The sequence below is a fragment of the Paramesorhizobium deserti genome (assembly GCF_001558695.1).
Classification (GTDB): Bacteria; Pseudomonadota; Alphaproteobacteria; order Rhizobiales; family Rhizobiaceae; genus Paramesorhizobium; species Paramesorhizobium deserti.
In genome coordinates this window covers 259,002-277,246 of sequence record NZ_LNTU01000037.1, presented here as the reverse complement: position 1 = coordinate 277,246, position 18,245 = coordinate 259,002, and the positions used below count along the sequence as shown (strand labels likewise).

Here is an 18,245-nt window from a genome sequence, read left to right as displayed (position 1 = left end):
CCTCAGGCTAGGCGCTGCCTGAGTTGATTTTTACATTATTCGGAAATGCATCGACATTTGTCAACTCTCGTTCAAGAGAATGTTTCTCCCAGGTACCGTCTGCCGTAACCGCGGGTTCGGTATCTCGGATTCGCGTTCCGTGCGCCGAGCGTGTCCGGTCTGGGTACTTCTCGCCGGAATTCGAGCCATCGATCGAAAATCACGCGTTCTTGTCTTGCTTTCCGCTGTTCCCCTGGCCTATCTACGCAATGTTCTCAGGGCGGGGTGAAATTCCCCACCGGCGGTATCGGGAGAGATCCCGGAGCCCGCGAGCGCTTTCGGCAACCCCGAAAGGTCAGCAGATCCGGTGCGATGCCGGAGCCGACGGTATAGTCCGGATGGAAGAGAACAATGTAGCGAACGCCGTCCGTATGTCGGCGGATCGATGCTTGTTCGCCCAAGGGATATTTGGCGCTCGGTCACGAGCACGAAGATGCCGGCCACCGGCTAACCCTTGAAAGGCTTGGAATGACTATCTCTAAAATCGAAGATGCAATCGAGGCGATCGCCCGTGGAGAAATGGTGATCGTTGTCGACGACGAGGATCGCGAGAATGAAGGCGACATCATCATCGCCTCGGACAGCATTACCCCGCAGGCCGTCGCCTTCATGATGAACTACGCCCGCGGCTTGATTTGCGTGGCGATGGAAGGCGAACGTCTGGACGCGCTCGATCTTCCCTTGATGGTGCCGCGCAACACCGAATATCATAAGACGGCATTCACGGTTTCGGTGGACTACATCCCCGGCACGACGACCGGCATCTCGGCGGCCGACCGCGCGAAAACGATCCGGGCGCTGGTCGAAGACAGCGCCCGCCCCGAAGAGTTCGCCCGCCCGGGCCACATCTTTCCATTAAGAGCCAATCCTGACGGCGTTCTCGGCCGAGCGGGGCATACCGAAGCCGCCGTCGACCTCTGTCGTCTGGCGGGGCGGTACCCCTCTGGCACGATCTGCGAAGTCGCCAATGATGACGGGACGATGGCGCGGCTACCCGAGCTCATGCTCTTTGCCGAAAGACATGGCCTGCTTCTCGTCACGATCAAGGATCTGATCGATCATATGGCGCAGCGCAAACAGGCGGCTGGTGCAGTCCTGGAGATAGCGGGAGCAGCCTGAACTCAGACTGCCGGCCGTTCAATCCTTATTCAGCGGGCGGCTTGATGCCCCCGCTGGCCAGCGGCAAGCATCCTTAGCGGAGGATGGTACCGAACGATCAGATCGATAACGCCTGCTGTGCTTGTTCGCTTATGCGGGTCCCTATCACTTTCGCGATTAGCGCAAGGGAGATGGCGCCTGGATCCGGATGGCCAATGCTGCGTTCTGCCAATGGACGTGCGCGCCCGAGGCGCGGGGAAAGCGGCGCCGTCGCCTCCGCTGCTGTCTGTGCGGCGGACGCGGCATCGTTCCATGCTTTCGATAGCGATTGTCCTTCCGATATGTTCTTCTCCAGGGTGCCGACGAAGGGAAGAAGGGCGTCGACCAGCGTCTTGTCGCCGATTTTGGCGCCGCCGATCCGTGTCACGTCGTCGGCCGCAGCACGAGCGCCCCTGGCGATGGCAGATGCGTTCAAGCGGTCTGTATCCGAGAAGGCCCCGCTCCAGGATCTTAAGAGCAATCCCCAGATCGCACCAGATGTGCCGCCCGCCCGATCCGCCCACGCATCGCCTGCAACTGCGAGCGCCGACTTTGCGCCGGCGCCGCTTTCGACTGCCGCATGGATCGCCTTCTTCGCGGCAGTGGCACCCCGGCGCATGCCCTGACCATGATCGCCGTCGCCGGCATGCGCATCCATGAGGCCGAGTTCCTGCTCGTTTTTCTCAAGAGCATCGACAATTACGTTGAAGAGACCGGCCAGGCAGGCCGCGTCCTGTCTCGATGCCTCGGAAGAAGGCGGATAGGCGGGTGCTTCGTCTTCGTCCTTCGGGGTTATGTCAATTTTCTCGGTCCGGAAGGTTTCGCCACGCCGGAATACCGGCGTATCGCAAGGGGCAAGCCATAGCCGCTCGAGTTCATCGTCCAACCAGGTGATCGTCAGGGAGCAGCCCTGCATGTCCAGGCTAGTGACGAGTTCCCCGGCTTCTGCACGCACGATCTCGACATCATGCGAACGCAGTGTCTTCTCCACGGCGTTCCAGAGAACGAACAGTTCCTCATATTTGGTCGCACCAAGACCATTGAGCAGTACCGCCGCCCGTTTTCCGCCGGCAGGACGTTCTTTTAGCAAAGTAGAGACGAGCAGGGTCGAAAGCTCCGTTGCGGACACAAGATCGCGTTCCTGAATGCCGGGTTCGCCATGAATGCCGAGGCCGATCGCCATCCGACCCGCAGGCACCGTGAAGAGCGGTTCCCTGGAGCCCGGCAGCGTGCAGCCGCCAAATGCAACGCCGAGGGACGTGGTGCGCGCATTGGCATGGCGGGTGACGCGCTCCACCTCAGCCAGCGGCATGCCGGCTTCGGCGGCGGCACCGGCGATCTTGAAAACGGTGAAGTCGCCGGCAATGCCCCGGCGCTGGATATGACGGTCCGCGGGCGCGCTGGCGACATCGTCGGTGACGGTCACGATCCTGACGTCTATGCCCTCCGCTTTCAATCGTTCGGCCGCAACACCGAAATTGAGAACATCACCGGCATAATTGCCAAAGCCAAGCAGGATTCCGCCTCCATGATTGGCCTTGCGGCAGACCCGTGCGATTGCCGCCGTCGAGGGGGAGGCGAATATCTCGCCGGCAACCGCCGCATCGGCCATGCCGGGGCCGACATAGCCGGCGAAGGCCGGATAGTGACCGGAGCCGCCGCCGACGATGACGGAAACCTTCCCGCGCGGGACTTTGGTGGAGCGGATGACGCCGCCTCGGACCAGATGGACATAGCGGCTATAGACGTTTGCAAAGCCTGCAAGCGCGGTGGCTGCGAAGTCTTCTGCGTCATCGAGTATCTTGGTCATTCCGGTTTTCTCCCTTCGCCCAGCGTGCCCCTTCCGCTCGAGCACTCCGTGCATCATCTCCACTGTGCAAGCAAGTTTGCGCAAAAGGCGTTTCGTTGCAAAGGCCGTTGGTTGTGCGAAAGGACGGCATTCACACGACCGAATATCACAATCCAACATCCACTTTGGGAATGCTGATTCCACAAAATCATCATAAAAAATGTGATTTTGATATTATGGATTGTTATTTCTGTTCATATGCCGTATTCGAGTGCCCTCATCAAGGAGGATTAGATGCCCACGTCGAAGTCAGGCCTGTTCGAGCTTGCCAATTGCATTCGCGCGCTCTCCATCGATGCCGTCGAGGCGGCGAATTCGGGGCATCCCGGCATGCCCATGGGGATGGCCGATGCCGCAACGGTCCTGTTTTCCAACCATTTGAAATTTGACGTGGCGGACCCGAAGTGGCCCGACCGCGACCGGTTCGTGCTGTCGAACGGGCATGGTTCCATGCTGCTTTATAGCCTGCTCTACCTCACGGGTTATGAGGGAATGACCCTTGATGAACTAAAGAATTTCCGGCAGTGGGGTTCGAAGACGCCAGGGCATCCCGAATACGGCCATACACCGGGCGTCGAGACGACGACGGGGCCATTGGGGCAGGGGCTCGCCGGAGCGGTCGGCATGGCCATCGCTGAGCGTCATCTCTCCGATGTTTTTGGAGCTGACCTCATCGACCACCGAACCTACGTCTTCTGCGGTGACGGCTGCCTGATGGAGGGTGTCGGCCAGGAAGCCATTTCGCTTGCCGGCCATCTGGGGCTTGGCAAGCTGATCGTTCTCTACGACGACAATGGGATCACGATTGACGGTTCGACCTCTGTGTCGTTCACGGAAGACGTTCCGGCCAAGCTGTCGGCTTGCGGCTGGCACGTCCAGCGGGTGGATGGCCATGATCATGCCGCGATCGATGCGGCTCTTTCCCAGGCAATTGCGGAAGACAGTCGGCCTTCATTGATTGCGCTGAAGACGATCATCGGCTTTGGCGCGCCGACGAAAGCGGGCATGAATTCCTCGCATGGCTCTCCGCTCGGCTCAGCGGAAGCGGCGGGCGCCAAGGCCGCCATCGGCTGGAGTTCGGCGCCCTTTGAAATACCGGCAGACCTTCTCGAAAAATGGCGGGCGATCGGCCGACGCGGGCAGGCGGCTCGCAGCCGTTGGACCGACCGACTGTCGGCGGTGGATCCAGCGCTCGGCGCGGAGTTCCGGCGGCGTGTGCTGGGGCTTCTTCCGGAAAGCTTCGATAAGGCCATTGCCGATGCCCGGGCCCGGCTGTTCGAAGCGCCGCAGGCTGTCGCGACCCGCAAGGCAAGCCAGATCGCGCTTGAGACCATCACCACGGCATTGCCGGAAATGCTGGGTGGCTCGGCGGACCTCACGCATTCCAACCTGACGCGGGTACCGGCTGTCGACACGGATTTCGGCCCGCATTCCGCCGGGCGCTATGTCAGCTACGGCGTGCGTGAATTCGCCATGGCCGCGGCCATGAATGGGATGGCGGTGCATGGAGGCGTCATTCCCTATGGCGGCACCTTCCTGGTTTTCTCCGATTATTGCCGCAACGCCATCCGGCTTTCGGCGCTGATGGGGACAAGAGTGGTCTATGTCTTGACGCATGATTCGATCGGGCTTGGCGAAGACGGCCCGACCCACCAGCCGATCGAGCATCTGGCAAGCCTGAGGGCCTTGCCGAACCTGCACATGTTCCGTCCCGCGGATGCCGTCGAAACGCTGGAGTGCTGGGAAATCGCCATGCGCGACGTGAATAAACCCTCCGTTCTGGCACTTTCCCGTCAGAACGTTCCGCAGCTTCGCAGGGAGCCGGACATGGAAAACCGGTCGGCGATGGGCGCTTATGTGATCAAGGATACGGCGGGCGAGCGCGATATAACCCTGCTGGCAACAGGTACCGAAGTCGCGCTTGCCGTTTCGGCGGCGGAAGAACTTGCGAAAGAAGGGATCGCCGCCGCGGTGGTCTCGATGCCGAGTTGGGATCTGTTTGAAGCGCAATCCCGGGAATATCGCCGCGAGGTTCTCGGTAGCGCGCCAAGGCTTGCCATCGAGGCGGCCGCCAAGTTCGGCTGGACTCGCTATGTCGAGAGCGAGGATGACGTCATCGGCATGAGCGGCTTCGGTGCTTCGGCGCCCGCCGATGTGCTCTATGAAAAATTCGGCATCACCAGGGAAGCGATCATGAAGCGGGCCCGTGAATTGACAGGTGCGGTCAATGAATTCACGGCCTGATCTCTCGAAGCTAGAACTCGAAGGCGACGACAACGCCTTCAAGCACAGGCCGGTGCAATCCTATCTCACGGACTGGGCGGCCGGCGACAGGGGCCGTCAATCGGTCGCAAGGCTGCTGGAAGCAATCCTTTGCGGAGCCGCGATTTTGTCCAGGCGCATTGCCGCGGGGCGGCTTCCGGGCGACCCGGGCCGGCTCGCCGGATCGAATGCCGACGGTGACCGCCAAAAAAGCATCGATGTCGGATCACATCAGCTTTTCGTCGACCTCCTTATTGCCGCTGGCGCGGCGCAGGTGCTCTCCGAAGAGGCGGAAGAGCCCATTATGGGGCATGCCGGTGGAACGCATGCGGTGGCGATCGATCCATTGGATGGTTCTGGCAATGTAGGGCTCGGCGCGCCTCTTGGGACGCTTTTTTCCATTCTGCCCTATCAGGCCGGCACGGATCCTTTCCTGCAGCCGGGGCGGGAGCAGGTCGCTGCCGGCTATGTTTCCTATGGCAATTCCGTCGATCTCGGCTTTTCTGTCGGCAAGGGGCTGGTGTCCGCCACCATGGATGCGCGAAGCGGACGCTTCCTCATCCTCGCGGAGGAGATGGCGCTATCCCGCGAAACGGGCGATCTAGCGTTCAACGCATCCGTCTATCGCCATCTGCGCCCCGGCATGAAGGCCTATGTGGACGATTGCCTGCAGGGCAAGAGCGGGCCGCGCGGCCGCGATTTCAATATGCGCTGGTTGGGGGCGGCGGTCGGCGAACTTCACCGGATTCTCCTGAAGGGCGGCCTGTTCTTCTATGTGGATGATTTGCGTCCGGGCTATGAGCAAGGCCGCCTGCGGCACGTCTATGAAGCAAACCCCATCGCTTTCCTGTGCGCGTCGGCCGGCGGCAAGGCCTCGGATGGTTGCCAGCCGATCCTCGAAAAACAGCCGCAAACATATCACGGGCGCACCAGCCTCATATTCGGATCGGCTGACGAGGTCGATACGGTCTGCGGTTACATCGCCCGCCACCAATAACATCGGAGGGAACAAGGAATATCATGGCACGCATTACGCTTCGACAATTGCTGGATCACGCCGCCGAACATGGCTACGGCGTGCCGGCCTTCAACATCAGCAATATGGAGCAGGCGCTGGCGGTCATGGAGGCCGCCGATGCGACGAAGGCGCCGGTCATCATTCAGGCCTCGCGGGGCGCGCGCAGCTACGCCAACGATATCATGCTGCGACACATGATGGATGCATGCGTCGAGATCTATCCTCATATTCCGGTCTGCGTTCACCTCGATCATGGCAACGAACCGGGCAGTTGCATGACAGCCATCCAGTCCGGCTTCACCTCCGTCATGATGGATGGCTCATTGGAAGCGGACGGCAAGACGCCTGCCGACTGGACCTATAATGTCAATGTCACGCGGCAAGTGACCACGATGGCACATCTCGGCGGCATTTCCGTCGAAGGCGAGCTAGGCGTGCTCGGCTCGCTGGAAAGCGGCATGGGCGAACAGGAGGACGGACACGGCGCCGAAGGGCAGCTTTCCCATGATCAGTTACTGACGGATCCGGATGAAGCGGTGAAGTTCGTCGCCGAAACCAAGGTCGATGCGCTGGCTGTCGCCATGGGAACCAGCCACGGCGCTTACAAATTCTCCCGCAAGCCGGACGGCGATGTCCTGGCGATGCATGTCATCGAGGCAATCCACCGGAAGCTGCCGAACACGCATCTGGTCATGCATGGTTCCTCATCGGTGCCCGAAGAACTGCAGGAGATCATCAACCGGTATGGCGGCGCCATCAAGCCGACATGGGGTGTGCCGGTGGAGGAGATCCAGCGGGGTATCCGCAATGGCGTCCGCAAGATCAACATCGATACGGACTGCCGCATGGCAATGACCGGTCAGGTCCGCCGTGTGCTGAGCGAAAATCCGGCCGAGTTCGATGTCCGGAAATATTTGAAGCCCGCGATGATCGCGCTGACCAAACTTTGCTGCGAGCGCTTCGAGCAGTTTGACACGGCGGGACATGCCGAAGACATTACGCCGCTGACGCTTGCTCAAATGGCGAAGCGCTACAAGTCCGGCGAACTGGATCCGGTTTTGGCATAACGCTCGTTGTCGGTGGAGGGCGCCTTTCCATGCTGTTCCATGAGGAAGGCCGGCCCTGTCAATGAGTTCAGGGCCCAGTTTCCAAAAATTCCAAAGCGGGCTAATCTCGTGATCTCGCAGGTCCAGCGTTGATTTTTTCGCTTCTTCAAACGACCCATCCTCAATCCTCAATCCTCAACCCCGAAATCTAGTTGAATCATCATCAGGAAATGATCGCCTCGCCTCACTTTCTCGGCTTCCCCGACCGCCTCGCCGAAGGCCGCATCCCGCGAGCGGTGATTTTCGGAGCCGGTCATGGCAGCACCTATCCCGGCAAGGACAGCAGCGGCTATGCATTGGCCGCCGACGCCATCCGCATCGCCAGCCAGGAGGATGCCGCGCTCGTCGAGCACTGGGATTTCGATCTCGGCGGACCGCTGTTCGATGGCAAGCCGGTCTGTTGCATCGACGCCAGCGACATCCCGACCGCCATGCATGACAACGCCGGCAACCGGGCGCGGATCGAGGCGAAAACGCGCGAGATCCTGGCATTGCCGGCCGTACCGATCCTGCTTGGCGGCGACGATTCCGTGCCCATTCCCTTCATCGGCGGCTTTATCGATCACGGACCGGTCTGGATTCTTCAGATAGACGCTCATATCGACTGGCGTGATGAGCTCTATGGGGAACGCTACGGCTATTCGAGCCCGATGCGTCGGGCGAGCGAGATGCAGCATGTCGCCGGTATCGTGCAGGTCGGCATGCGTGGCGTCGGCAGCGCACGCCACACCGAAATCGAAGCGGCGCAGCACTATGGCAGCCGCTTCGTGACCGCCCGCGAGGTCCACGCCCAAGGTATCGAAGCCGCGCTCCGGCATATTCCGGAAGGAGCGCGGGTCGTCGTTACCCTCGACTGCGACGGTCTTGATCCAAGTATTATGCCCGGTGTGGCGGCGCGTACCCCCGGCGGCCTTACCTATACGCAGGTGATCGATCTGATCGCGGGCCTTGGCAAACGGGCCAGGATCGCAGGGTTCGACCTTGTCGAGCTCTATCCTCCCGCCGACATTGACGGACTGTCGGCTCTGACCGCCGCGCGGCTGCTCGCCAATGTGATCGGCACCATCGTCCGACAGGTTTGAAACCCTACTCCTCAAATCGGCTCGTGGCGTCGCGATCGCGGTCATATCGTCTGGCGAGCGGAAATGGCGGCAACCAGGATTCGCGACGGATAGTCCAGAGTTCATAGGTCGGCTTCAGCTGGTCGGGGGCATCGAGCGATCCCAGATTCACTTCGATTTCGTCTCCGCTGCGCCCGAAAACTGGCGAGCCGCAACGGGGACAGAAAAACCGCCCGGCATAACCGCGTGTTTCGCCCTCGATCGTTACCGCATCCTGAGGGAAGATCGCGGAAGCATGAAAAAGGGCGCCATGATGCTTGCGGCAGTCGAGGCAGTGACAAATGCCGACCCGGCATGGCAGTCCCGACGCCACAAATCGGACATTGCCGCACAGGCAGCCGCCGGTGAAACGGTCCATGCTGCGTCTCCTTTAAAATCAAGCGGTCAGAATGGCTACAACGAACAGCACTGCCATTGCAATTGCCCGCCGCGGAGCGGGACGCGTCTTGAACGATCAAAAATCAGAAGATCAGCCCGTGGCGCGTCTCAAGCAGTGCGACAGTCATTTCGATTTCCTGTCGACGCCTCTCTTCGTTCCAGCTAAGCGCATTTGCGGCGATTGTCGCGATTTCCTCGAGACCGGGCCGAGACAGAAGTCCTTCAATCGCCGTCGTCGTCCGGCGCATGACGATATCCGGGAGATGAGCAATCATCTCCGATCGGGCGATCCAATCGATCTCGCCCCGCGTATAACCCTCGACGTGCTCAAGCGGTGCTTCGTTCTCAAATTCCTGGATGTGGGACAAAATGAGATCGCTCGTGGTTCCATAGCGCGCCAGAAGATTGTCGATGAACTCCGGCTTCATCGCGCTTGCCTTGCTTCGTTCTCCAATCCAGTTCTTTCGGGCGGCGCTATCTATAGGAAATGCGCGTCCGCCCCCGATCGGCTGCATTTGTGTGCTCTGCCGGCGGGGAGCGTCGAGCTGCTTGAGAAGCGTGTCGGCGACTTCTTCCGCAAATCCACGGAACGTCGTCCATTTCCCGCCGACGAGGGACACAATGGAAAAAGGCCGTTCTGCTGTCGGTGACAGGACCGGCGCTGAATGATCACGACTGATCAGCCCGGGCTGGCTGGCGTCCGATGCCGGCAGGGGCCGGATGCCACTATAGGTATAGACGATCTGGCTGCGATCGAAATGCATGTCCGGCAGCAGCGACTTCAGGCTGGCGAGGAAATAGTCGATTTCGTCCTCCTCGCATTGGACGTTGTCCGGATCATCCGACTTGATGTCCGTGGAGCCGACGAGGACAAGGCCGAGGTATTCGTAAACCAGGCAGATGCGACCATCGTCTGCCTCAAAATAGATCATTCGTCCCTTGAGGCTTTCGACGAGTTCGGGGTGCCGGAGCAAAATATGTGACCCCTTTGTCCCGCCGATCAGTTTTGTCGGCTCGCCGAGGCTCGTATTGATCCTGTCGATCCAGGGACCGCCGGCATTGACCACGATCTTCGGGCGAGCGGCAAAGCGGTTATCCAGATCGTCCTTGAAAGTGAGCACGCCGCCATCGCGGCTCTCCAGCTCGGCATAGTTCCTGGCATGGGAACCGGCGTTTGCTTCCATTCCATCCCTGATCAGTTCCCAGACCAGCCGCTCCGGTCGGGTGATCCTGGCGTCGTAATAGATCCCGCCTGCGACGATGCGCGGTGTTATTTCCGGCATTTCCTTGAGCGCGGCATTGCGGAACAGGAAGCGGTGCTTCGGCATGACGCGGTGGCGCGCGCCATAGACATCATAGAGCCAAAGGCCGATCTTTATGAGGAGCGCGCCGCGGCTGCGCGGCGCGGTGGTCGATCCGGCAAGGGTACGCAGCGCCGAAAGCGCTCCCTTCGCATAGGAGAAGGAGGGTATGAAGGTCGCAAGAGGCTCCACACAATGAGGCGCGTTGCGCAGGAGCAGATTACGCTCGAGCGTCGATTGAGCCACGAGCCCCAGCTCTCCGGTTTCGAGATATTTGATGCCCCCGTGGATAAGGCGGGAAGGGGCAGCGCTCGTGCCGGAGCCAAAATCCGCCTTGTCGACGATCAGGCATCTGATCCCTTGCAGGCAAAGTTCCCGGAAAAGACCGGCGCCGTTGATGCCGGCACCGATGATCACGACATCATAATCGCCGGCAGAGCCGGTTTGAGAAACGGCATCTGCGTTTTCCGCGATCTGGTTGTTCATTATTTCATTCCATCAGAGGCGGACGAGGCCAGTTTCTGGAGCTTTGGCCAGACGGGCTTCATCGCTTCGGCCAGTTCGAGAAAGACCTGATACTTGGTCTCGTATGCCGCGCATCGCTCCGGATCCGGCTCGTGAAGTGTTTCTATTTCGGAGAGATCGCGGGGATCGTCAGTCGGCGCGGTATAGACGCCCATGCCAGCGCCAGCGCAGAGGGCGGCGCCCCAAGCCGCGGCTTCCTCCGTTTTTGTTGCCGCCACAGGCATTCCAAGAATGTCGGCGAAAAGACCGGCGATCATGGGATTCCTCGAAATGCCGCCCGTCAGACGGGCTGTTCCAGGTGAGAAACCGTCGCGCAATGCATCGACATGGATTCGGTGGTTGAAGGCGATGCCCTCAATGATGGCACGAATGATATCACTGCGATCATGCCATGCGTTAAGGCCGAAGAAACCTGCGCTGGACGCGCCCGCGAAAGGAGAGCCGAAAAGATAGGGATGGAAAATGACGCCAGCGGCATTCGCCGACATCGCAAGCTCTTGTGCTATCAATGCATGCACGCTTTCGCCGGCCTGTTCAGCGGCTTTCGCTTCCTCGGCGCAAAGCCGCTCAATAAACCAGTCATAATTAGCCGTGGATGCTGGAGAAATGGACATATTGTTCCACTCTCCGGGCATGATGCCATTCCGGCAGAACCAGCGGGCATCGACTTCGGGCCTATATGAAACCGTCTCGTTGATCGAATATGTTCCGGCGACGATCGCTACAACGCCCTCGCGATAGCCTCCGATGCCCAGAGCGGAGGCCGTGACATCATGCAGGCCGGCTACGACCGGTGTTCCTTCGAGAAGTCCGGTCTGCCGTGCCGTTGGACCGGTTACAGTGCCAACAACATCGACCGAGGATGCGATGGGAGGGCGCTTGTCCCATAACGCCTCCAGGCCGAAAAGCGTGAAGGCCGCCTCAGAATAGTTCTGCGATTGCACATCCGTGAAGGACGTGCTCGCCTCGGTGCGATCCGTGCCGATCGTTCCGCAAAGGCGATATCGCAGCCAGTCCTTGGCGGCCATGAAATGGGCTATGCCTGAAAAACGTTCCGGCTCATCGTCCTTGATCCAGCGAAGGATCGCCGAAGGAGCAGAAGCATGCGGATGCTGGCCGGTCAGGGAAAGGGAACGCTCTGCGGTTTCGCCGTCGTTCCACTGATCCGCGATATCGATCGCTCTCGTGTCCAGCGACAGGATTGCCGGTCCCAGTGGCTGGTTGTGGCGATCAAGGAGATAGATGCCGTCACCATGGGCGGTGGCGGCGATCGCGATGATATCGCCAGCCGGCCTTCCCATTCCATCGACGGCTTCCCTGATCGCCTCGGCGGTCGCGGCCCACATGAGTTCCATATCGCGCTCGACATGGCGGGGCTTGGGAATGATCTGCGGAATGCGGCGGCGGGCTACCGAAAGCACGCGTCCATCGATATCGAAGATGACGGCTTTTGTGACGGTCAATCCGCTGTCTATGCCGAGAATGCTCGCCATTCTGTCTTCCTTTATTTCGCAATCAAGCGCATGCCGTCGACATTCTCAGCTGGTTGCCTATATCGCATCAGTCCGGCTGCTTGCCGCCGGCGACGACGACATTGATCCCTTTCGAACGCATTCGGGACAGATGCTCGATTGGCGTATCCTCGTCGACGATAACGGCGTCGAATTCATCAAGCGCGGCAAACCGATGCAAAGCGCGCCGTTCAAACTTGGTATGATCCGCGAGCAGAATTCGTTTGGCGGCCGATTCAAACATTGCACGCTTCGTCTCTATGGTTTCGGGAGACTGGTGAAAGACGATGTCGTCGATGATCGCGGCCAGGGACAGAAAAACCGTATCGGCTCGCAAACGGCGGATTTCGCTGGTGGTGATATGTCCCATGAATGCGTTGCACCAATTGTAGAACTGCCCGCCAAGGCTGATCAGGTTGAGGTCGCGGACCCCTTTGAGTTCGTTGATAAGAACCAGCGAATTGGTGATGACGGTGAGCGGCACTTTCGAAGGCAGCAAGGTGGTCATCTGCTGGACGGTGGTGGAGTCGTCTAGGATAACGGCCTGCCCGGGTTCGACGAAACGCACCGCAGTCTGCGCGATGGATTTCTTCTCGTCGGACTGCCGGGTGGCGCGGTAGACATCGCTCGATTCGATAAGGCTGGTAGGAGCGGCGGTAACAATACCGCGGGTCTTGCGGATGATGCCCCGGCTGACCAGATCATCGACATCGCGATGGGCCGTCATGAGGCTGATACCGAAGCGTTCCGTGAGGTCCTCTATTCGAATTGATCCTTCCGCGATCACGATCTCGGCAATCAATTGGCGTCGGGCGAGCTGCCTTGCGTGCCTGCTGTCGCTTGGCATTTCGTCTGACAGCATTTCCCTGACGTCGACTTTCTTTTTCACGATCGCCCTTTCCATGAAACCTGCCTGTTCGGGTTTCGTATCCGGTATCTCCCGGCAACGCAAAGGTCCCGATGACCCGGTTTCGCATCCAGCTCGCAACCCCAAAAGCCTCGACTGCCGGCACGTTCCATGGCCATTGTTCCAGCCAGCGAATTCAAGTCACCAGGAGGCGCGGTTATGCGCCTCCTGGTGATTTCGGATCATTCGCTGAGAACGAACGGAGCCGTGTACTTGTCGACATTGTCCTTGGTGATCAGGAGGCAATCGAAAAGCTGCTTTTCACGATCAACGCCAGTATTGCCGGTCTTGATGAAGCTGTCGGCCTGCTTGACGGCCTCTGCTGAAAAGACCGCCACAGGCTGAAGAACCGTGTACTGAAGTTCGCCGGCTTTGATCGCGTCAACGGCATCGGGAGATCCGTCGAAACCGCCGACCTTGACCTGATCGAGCTTACCGGCTTCCTTCAGCGCGGCAATCGCGCCGAGAGCCATTTCATCATTGCCGCTGATCACGCCGATGATGTCGGGATGGGCTTGTAGCATCGACTGCATCTTGTCGTGACCTTGGGTACGGTTCCAGTTCGCGACTTCCTTGGCGACTTTTTCGAGATCCGGATATTGAGTGAGAATGGTTTCGTAGCCGTTCGAGCGGGTTGCCGCGTTGTTATCGGACGGGTTGCCGAAGAGTTCGGCATATTTGCCTTCTTCACCGACGGCTTCGACCCACTGTTGCGCGCCAAGCGCCGCGCCCTGCGCGTTGTTGGAGACGAGCTGCGCCTTGGCAAGGCCTTCCTGGTTGATTTCGGCATTGACCAGGAACACCGGAATGCCGGCTGCAACCGCCTTCTTGACCGCCCCGATCGAGCCGTCGGCGTTTGCCGGGTCGAGAATGATTGCGGCGGATTTGTTTGTGATTGCCGTGTCGATCAGGTTGCTTTCCGTGTTGGTGTCGCCCTTATGCGCGCTGACGGTTGCCTTGTAGCCGAGCTTTTCCGCCGTTGCTTTGGCAACTTCACCTTCCGTGAACCAGTAGGGGTTGGACGGGTCGTTGACGATGATCGTCATCAGGTCCTGCGCCCAGGCCGTGCTGGTGAGCAATGGGGCGGCCGCGATCGCCGCGAGAAGTACGCGCTTGCCTTTATTGAACATGATCTCACTCCCTTTCAATGAGCTGAGGTTGCGCCGGTTTCCGGCATTATTCCCCGCGATCGGTCCCTTGTTTGCCTCCTTGCCTATCGCGGAAAAGCCTGGTGCGCCGTCGCTCTATCACCAGCGGCGGCCGTATTTGATGCTGTTGAGCAGGACGGCCATGACGATCACGGCGCCGGTGAAGACGGTCTGCCAGTAAGCGGAGACGCCGATGATCACGAGACCATCCGACAGGAAGCCGATCACGAAGGCGCCGAGCAGGGTTCCGATGACCGTGCCGCGGCCGCCCGTGAGAGCGGCGCCGCCGATGACGACGGCTGCAATGGCGGTCAGCTCATATGTCGTGCCGGCTGTCGGACCCGCGGAGGTGAGCTGGGAAGACAACACGAGGCCGGCGACGGCCGCACAGACACCTGAAAGCATATAGACGATAATCTTTACACGCTTGACCGGGACGCCGGAGAGTTCGGCGGCGTGCTCGTTGCCGCCGGACGAATAAAGCCAGCGGCCAAAGGCGGTTCGCGAGAGAAGGATGCCACAGGCGATCGCGAAAACAGCAAGCACCAGAACGCCAATCGGAAGGCCGGCGAGGCGGTTGAAGCCGAGCCAGTCGAACCCGGTATTGCCGAGTTCCGGGCGCCCGCCCAGATTGTTGTAGGTAAGACCGTTGGTCATCAGCAGTGCGATGCCGCGGGCGACATAGAGAACGCCGAGCGTCGCGACGAACGCGGGGACGCGCAAGTAAGCGATCAGCACGCCGTTGACGGCGCCCACGACTGCGCCGAGCAGGCACGTCAGCACCACCACGACCCAGACCGGCGGATAGAGGATGACGCCGAACTGAGGCAGGGTTACGCCCTGCATGAGGAAACCGGCCACCACACCGGCCAATCCGAGGGTGGAGCCGACCGACAGGTCGATGCCCCCGTTGAGGATGACCAGCAGCATGCCGATCGCCAGCAGTCCAAAGATGGCGACATGCGATGACATGATAAGAAAATTGTTGATGGTGAAGTAGTTAGGCGACATCGACGAAAACACGATGACGATGGCGATCAGCGCGAAGAATGCGCGGCCTTCGAACAGCAGTTCCACCAGGCTTTTCTTGCGCTTGCCCTTTGCATTCGGCTTGCTTGTTTCCACGGAAGTGGTGACCGACATTGTTTGGCGCTCCTTCACTGGGGCTAGTGCGTGACTACAGCCTCACCCGAGGCAGCCATGATTTGTTCTTTGGTGGCGTCAGGGCCGAATTCAGCTGAAATGCGGCCGCGACGCATGACGATGATACGATGCGCGATGCTCAGGCATTCGCCGACTTCGGATGTCGTGTAGATGACGGCGAGGCCCCGCTTGGCCCGTTCGGCAAGCAGCTTGAACACTTCGGCTTTGGCGCCGATGTCGATGCCGCGACTGGGCTCGTCCAAAAGGATCACTTCCGGATCGGTTGCGAGCATCTTGCCGATGACGACCTTTTGCTGGTTGCCTCCCGATAGCGAGCCGATCGCAGCCCCACCGCCGTCGGACTTGATGTGAACCCGCTGAATAGCGTCGCCGACGAGCTGTGCCTCCTTGGTAAAAGACGTAAAGAACACACGCGTAATCGCGCCGATGCTTGCAAGCGAGAGGTTGCGGCCGACGGTCATTGTCTGGACAAGCCCATCACGCTGCCTGTCTTCGGGGACCAGAACGAGGCCGTTGCGAATGCATTCGGCAATGGATTTGCCGGTCACATTCTGTCCCCTCAGCGTGACTTTTCCGGATGAAGGAGAAAGCCGTCCTGCGACAGCTTCCAGAAGCTCCGTTCGACCGGCGCCCATAAGGCCATAGATGCAGACGATCTCGCCTTCACGGACAGACAGGCTGAGGTTGTCGACGACGTTATAATCCGCTCCTGAGGGATCAGGCACACTCAACCCCTCGATCGACAGGGCGACGCTACCGATGGTGTGGTCGGTCGGCGGGGAGCCCAGGTCGAAATTTTCGCCCACCATATGGCGTACGATCCACTCAAGATTGATGTTTTTCCGCTCGGCGTAAGCAGTCATCGTACCGTCACGGAGGACAACTGCATGATTGGTGATCTGCAGGGCTTCTTCGAGGTGGTGTGAGATATAGACGATCGAGACACCTTTGCTCGTCAGGTCGCGAATGACCTTGAAGAGCACTTCCACTTCAGAGGCGCTGAGCGCTGACGTCGGCTCATCCATGATCAGGATACGCGAGTTGACGGAGAGCGCCCGGGCGATTTCGACGATCTGCTGCTGCCCGAGACGCAGGTCCTCGACCAGCGTCAGCGGATCGATGTCTTCCTCGAGCTCGGCCATCAGCGCCTGGGTCTGGCGCTCCTCCTCGGCAAAATCCACGCCCGTTGCCGTCCGGATTTCGCGCCCCATGAAGATGTTGTCGCGCACGTTCATGTTCGGCGCGAGGCTCAGTTCCTGGTGGATGATGGAAATGCCGTGTTCGCGCGCTTCGGTGGATGAGGAAAACGTGATGGGTTTTCCGTCCAGCACGATCTCGCCGGAGGTCGGGCGAACGACGCCGGATAGTATCTTCATCAGCGTGGATTTACCTGCGCCGTTCTCACCGAAGAGCGTCGTTACCTGACCACGATGAATGTCGAAATTCACGCCCTTGAGCGCATGAATATTGCCGTAGGATTTCGCGATGTTGCGCGCGGCGAGCACGACCTCGCCGATTTTCCCCGGGGATTGGTCGTTGCTCATTGTACCTCGAGCCTCACCGGTGTCACGATCCAGCTCTTGGGATTGACCAGCTTGAAGACGCCCACTACGGCGATGGTCTTGCCGGTAAGGGCATTCGGGTCGATGTCGGCGAGCACCGCCTTCTTGACCTGGTTGTTGATTGCCGAACCGGCGTCCTGATACTCGATTTGGTTGGTGAACTGGTCGAACTGAATTGTTCCGGTGGAATCCCTGAGGTCGGTTCCCGTTAGGGCCGGGCCGGTCTGCACGCGGACATTGATCTCCGGCGGCAGGCCCTCGATCGCGACCGTGTTGTAGTGAGACTTACGCTCACCGACCACGCCTGTGAACGAGACAGGAAAAACGGGGCCGGTAGAAGTCGCCACACCGTATTTCTGACCGGCCGTCTGCTTGTCCTCCTGGATTGCCTTCGCGAGTTCGACGGCGTCCACGGCGCGCTTCTCGACGTTTTCCTTGATCTTCGGGAACTCGCTTTCGCCAAAAGTCTGGGCTGAAAATCTCTGTTCGCGAACATCGTGCTGGGAGCCGATCACGATGATCTTCGTGTCAAGCGCCATGGCGCCCAAGACGATCGCGGCTGCTCCCAATGCCCACATGTAGCGTTTCGACGGTCGGGCGGCGTTTCTTCTGATGCGTTCAGTCATGAGCGTATGGCCTCGGCAGTTCCGGTGGGCGCTGATGTTTGATGTCAGTGGCTGGGAATGTTGATCCCCAGGGCGGCTAAAGCGCATGCTCGGCGGTCGCCGCTTCTAATACGGACGCCAATTGCGCATTTCCGCCACCGCTGGCGGTTGATTGTGTTTGCCATGGTTTCCTCCCATCCGAACGCCGAGCGGAAGTCTCCCCATTCCCTCGGCACTCATGACCTTCGCGATCGCTGCGTTATGGTCATGTTAATTAATGCAAGAGATATGTTAAATTCACGCGAGCTGTCAACGGGTCTCATTTCGTATTTTCGGTCCGGGTGCGATGAGCTGCCTCGGTCCCATTCTCGTTTTACGCCGTGGCCGTCCTCTGTTTCGCGCCTGCAGAAAGCGTCTTGAATTGCGCTGCGCGTTAAAGCGATTCCTGATCTTGCAGTACCGTTTTTGAATTAACAGGCTGACATATCTGCAAAAACTCTATTTCATGCAGCTTCTTGCGCGTGACCATAAAAGCGCTTTCCCCGGAAATTCGTTTCCCGGGCCGGAGCGCGCGATATCAGTAACGTTTCGCAAGGTTGTCGATTATTTTAC

At 59.6% G+C, this 18,245-nt stretch carries 14 protein-coding genes and 1 riboswitch; of the genes, 5 read left to right on the top strand and 9 right to left on the bottom strand.

Features of this window, described 5'->3' with window-relative positions; translation table 11 throughout:
- Positions 1-246 precede the first annotated feature (246 nt).
- Positions 247-393: riboswitch (FMN riboswitch) on the top strand.
- Positions 394-507: 114 nt separating this feature from the next.
- On the top strand, positions 508-1,158 hold the full coding sequence (ribB, locus tag ATN84_RS20085) for a 3,4-dihydroxy-2-butanone-4-phosphate synthase (protein ID WP_068884022.1): 651 nt from the start codon (positions 508-510) through the stop codon (positions 1,156-1,158).
- 97 nt (positions 1,159-1,255) lie between these two features.
- Here the strand turns inward: ribB and ATN84_RS20080 are convergent, their stop codons facing one another.
- A complete protein-coding gene (locus ATN84_RS20080) occupies positions 1,256-2,986 on the bottom strand; it encodes a dihydroxyacetone kinase family protein (protein ID WP_068884020.1) in 1,731 nt (576 codons plus the stop codon).
- A 273-nt stretch (positions 2,987-3,259) separates the two neighbouring features.
- On the opposite strand from ATN84_RS20080, the gene tkt reads away from it, so the two are divergent.
- The 4 genes from tkt to ATN84_RS20060 all read left to right on the top strand — a co-directional run bounded on the left by tkt (position 3,260) and on the right by ATN84_RS20060 (position 8,493).
- A complete protein-coding gene (gene tkt / locus ATN84_RS20075) occupies positions 3,260-5,269 on the top strand; it encodes a transketolase (RefSeq protein WP_068884018.1) in 2,010 nt (669 codons plus the stop codon).
- Positions 5,253-6,284, top strand: coding sequence for a class 1 fructose-bisphosphatase (locus ATN84_RS20070; RefSeq protein WP_068884016.1), 1,032 nt, complete (start codon positions 5,253-5,255; stop codon positions 6,282-6,284). The genes tkt and ATN84_RS20070 overlap by 17 nt, the downstream gene beginning before the upstream one ends.
- 23 nt (positions 6,285-6,307) lie before the next feature.
- Entirely contained in the window at positions 6,308-7,372 is a 1,065-nt protein-coding gene (fba, locus tag ATN84_RS20065; protein ID WP_068884013.1) for a class II fructose-bisphosphate aldolase, read from the top strand.
- Positions 7,373-7,581: 209 nt separating this feature from the next.
- Positions 7,582-8,493 (top strand): agmatinase, encoded by a 912-nt coding sequence (locus ATN84_RS20060; RefSeq protein ID WP_068884401.1) that lies wholly within the window; start codon positions 7,582-7,584, stop codon positions 8,491-8,493.
- A gap of 4 nt (positions 8,494-8,497) precedes the next feature.
- Here ATN84_RS20060 and ATN84_RS20055 read toward each other — a convergent pair whose 3' ends face one another.
- From ATN84_RS20055 to ATN84_RS20020, 8 genes are all read right to left on the bottom strand, one after another.
- Positions 8,498-8,890: a GFA family protein gene (locus ATN84_RS20055; protein ID WP_068884011.1), complete on the bottom strand. Its 393-nt coding sequence runs from the start codon at positions 8,888-8,890 to the stop codon at positions 8,498-8,500.
- Between the two features lie 103 nt (positions 8,891-8,993).
- The gene (locus ATN84_RS20050) at positions 8,994-10,697 is read right to left on the bottom strand and encodes a glycerol-3-phosphate dehydrogenase/oxidase (protein WP_068884009.1); all 1,704 of its coding nucleotides are present in this window, start codon (positions 10,695-10,697) and stop codon (positions 8,994-8,996) included.
- Positions 10,697-12,229 carry an FGGY-family carbohydrate kinase gene (locus ATN84_RS20045; RefSeq protein ID WP_068884007.1) on the bottom strand — a complete coding sequence of 511 codons (1,533 nt, stop codon included), beginning with the start codon at positions 12,227-12,229 and terminating at the stop codon, positions 10,697-10,699. Before ATN84_RS20045 ends, ATN84_RS20050 begins: the two co-directional genes overlap by 1 nt.
- A 67-nt stretch (positions 12,230-12,296) precedes the next feature.
- Entirely contained in the window at positions 12,297-13,094 is a 798-nt protein-coding gene (locus ATN84_RS20040) for a DeoR/GlpR family DNA-binding transcription regulator (RefSeq protein ID WP_201026413.1), read from the bottom strand.
- Positions 13,095-13,336: 242 nt separating this feature from the next.
- Complete coding sequence (locus ATN84_RS20035) at positions 13,337-14,284, bottom strand: D-ribose ABC transporter substrate-binding protein (RefSeq protein WP_068884005.1); 948 nt, start codon at positions 14,282-14,284, stop codon at positions 13,337-13,339.
- A gap of 117 nt (positions 14,285-14,401) precedes the next feature.
- On the bottom strand, positions 14,402-15,445 hold the full coding sequence (locus ATN84_RS20030) for an ABC transporter permease (protein ID WP_068884003.1): 1,044 nt from the start codon (positions 15,443-15,445) through the stop codon (positions 14,402-14,404).
- A gap of 23 nt (positions 15,446-15,468) precedes the next feature.
- Positions 15,469-17,010 (bottom strand): sugar ABC transporter ATP-binding protein, encoded by a 1,542-nt coding sequence (locus ATN84_RS20025; RefSeq protein ID WP_068884001.1) that lies wholly within the window; start codon positions 17,008-17,010, stop codon positions 15,469-15,471.
- Positions 17,007-17,654: a DUF2291 family protein gene (locus tag ATN84_RS20020; RefSeq protein WP_068883999.1), complete on the bottom strand. Its 648-nt coding sequence runs from the start codon at positions 17,652-17,654 to the stop codon at positions 17,007-17,009. Before ATN84_RS20020 ends, ATN84_RS20025 begins: the two co-directional genes overlap by 4 nt.
- Between the last annotated feature and the right edge of the window lie 591 nt (positions 17,655-18,245).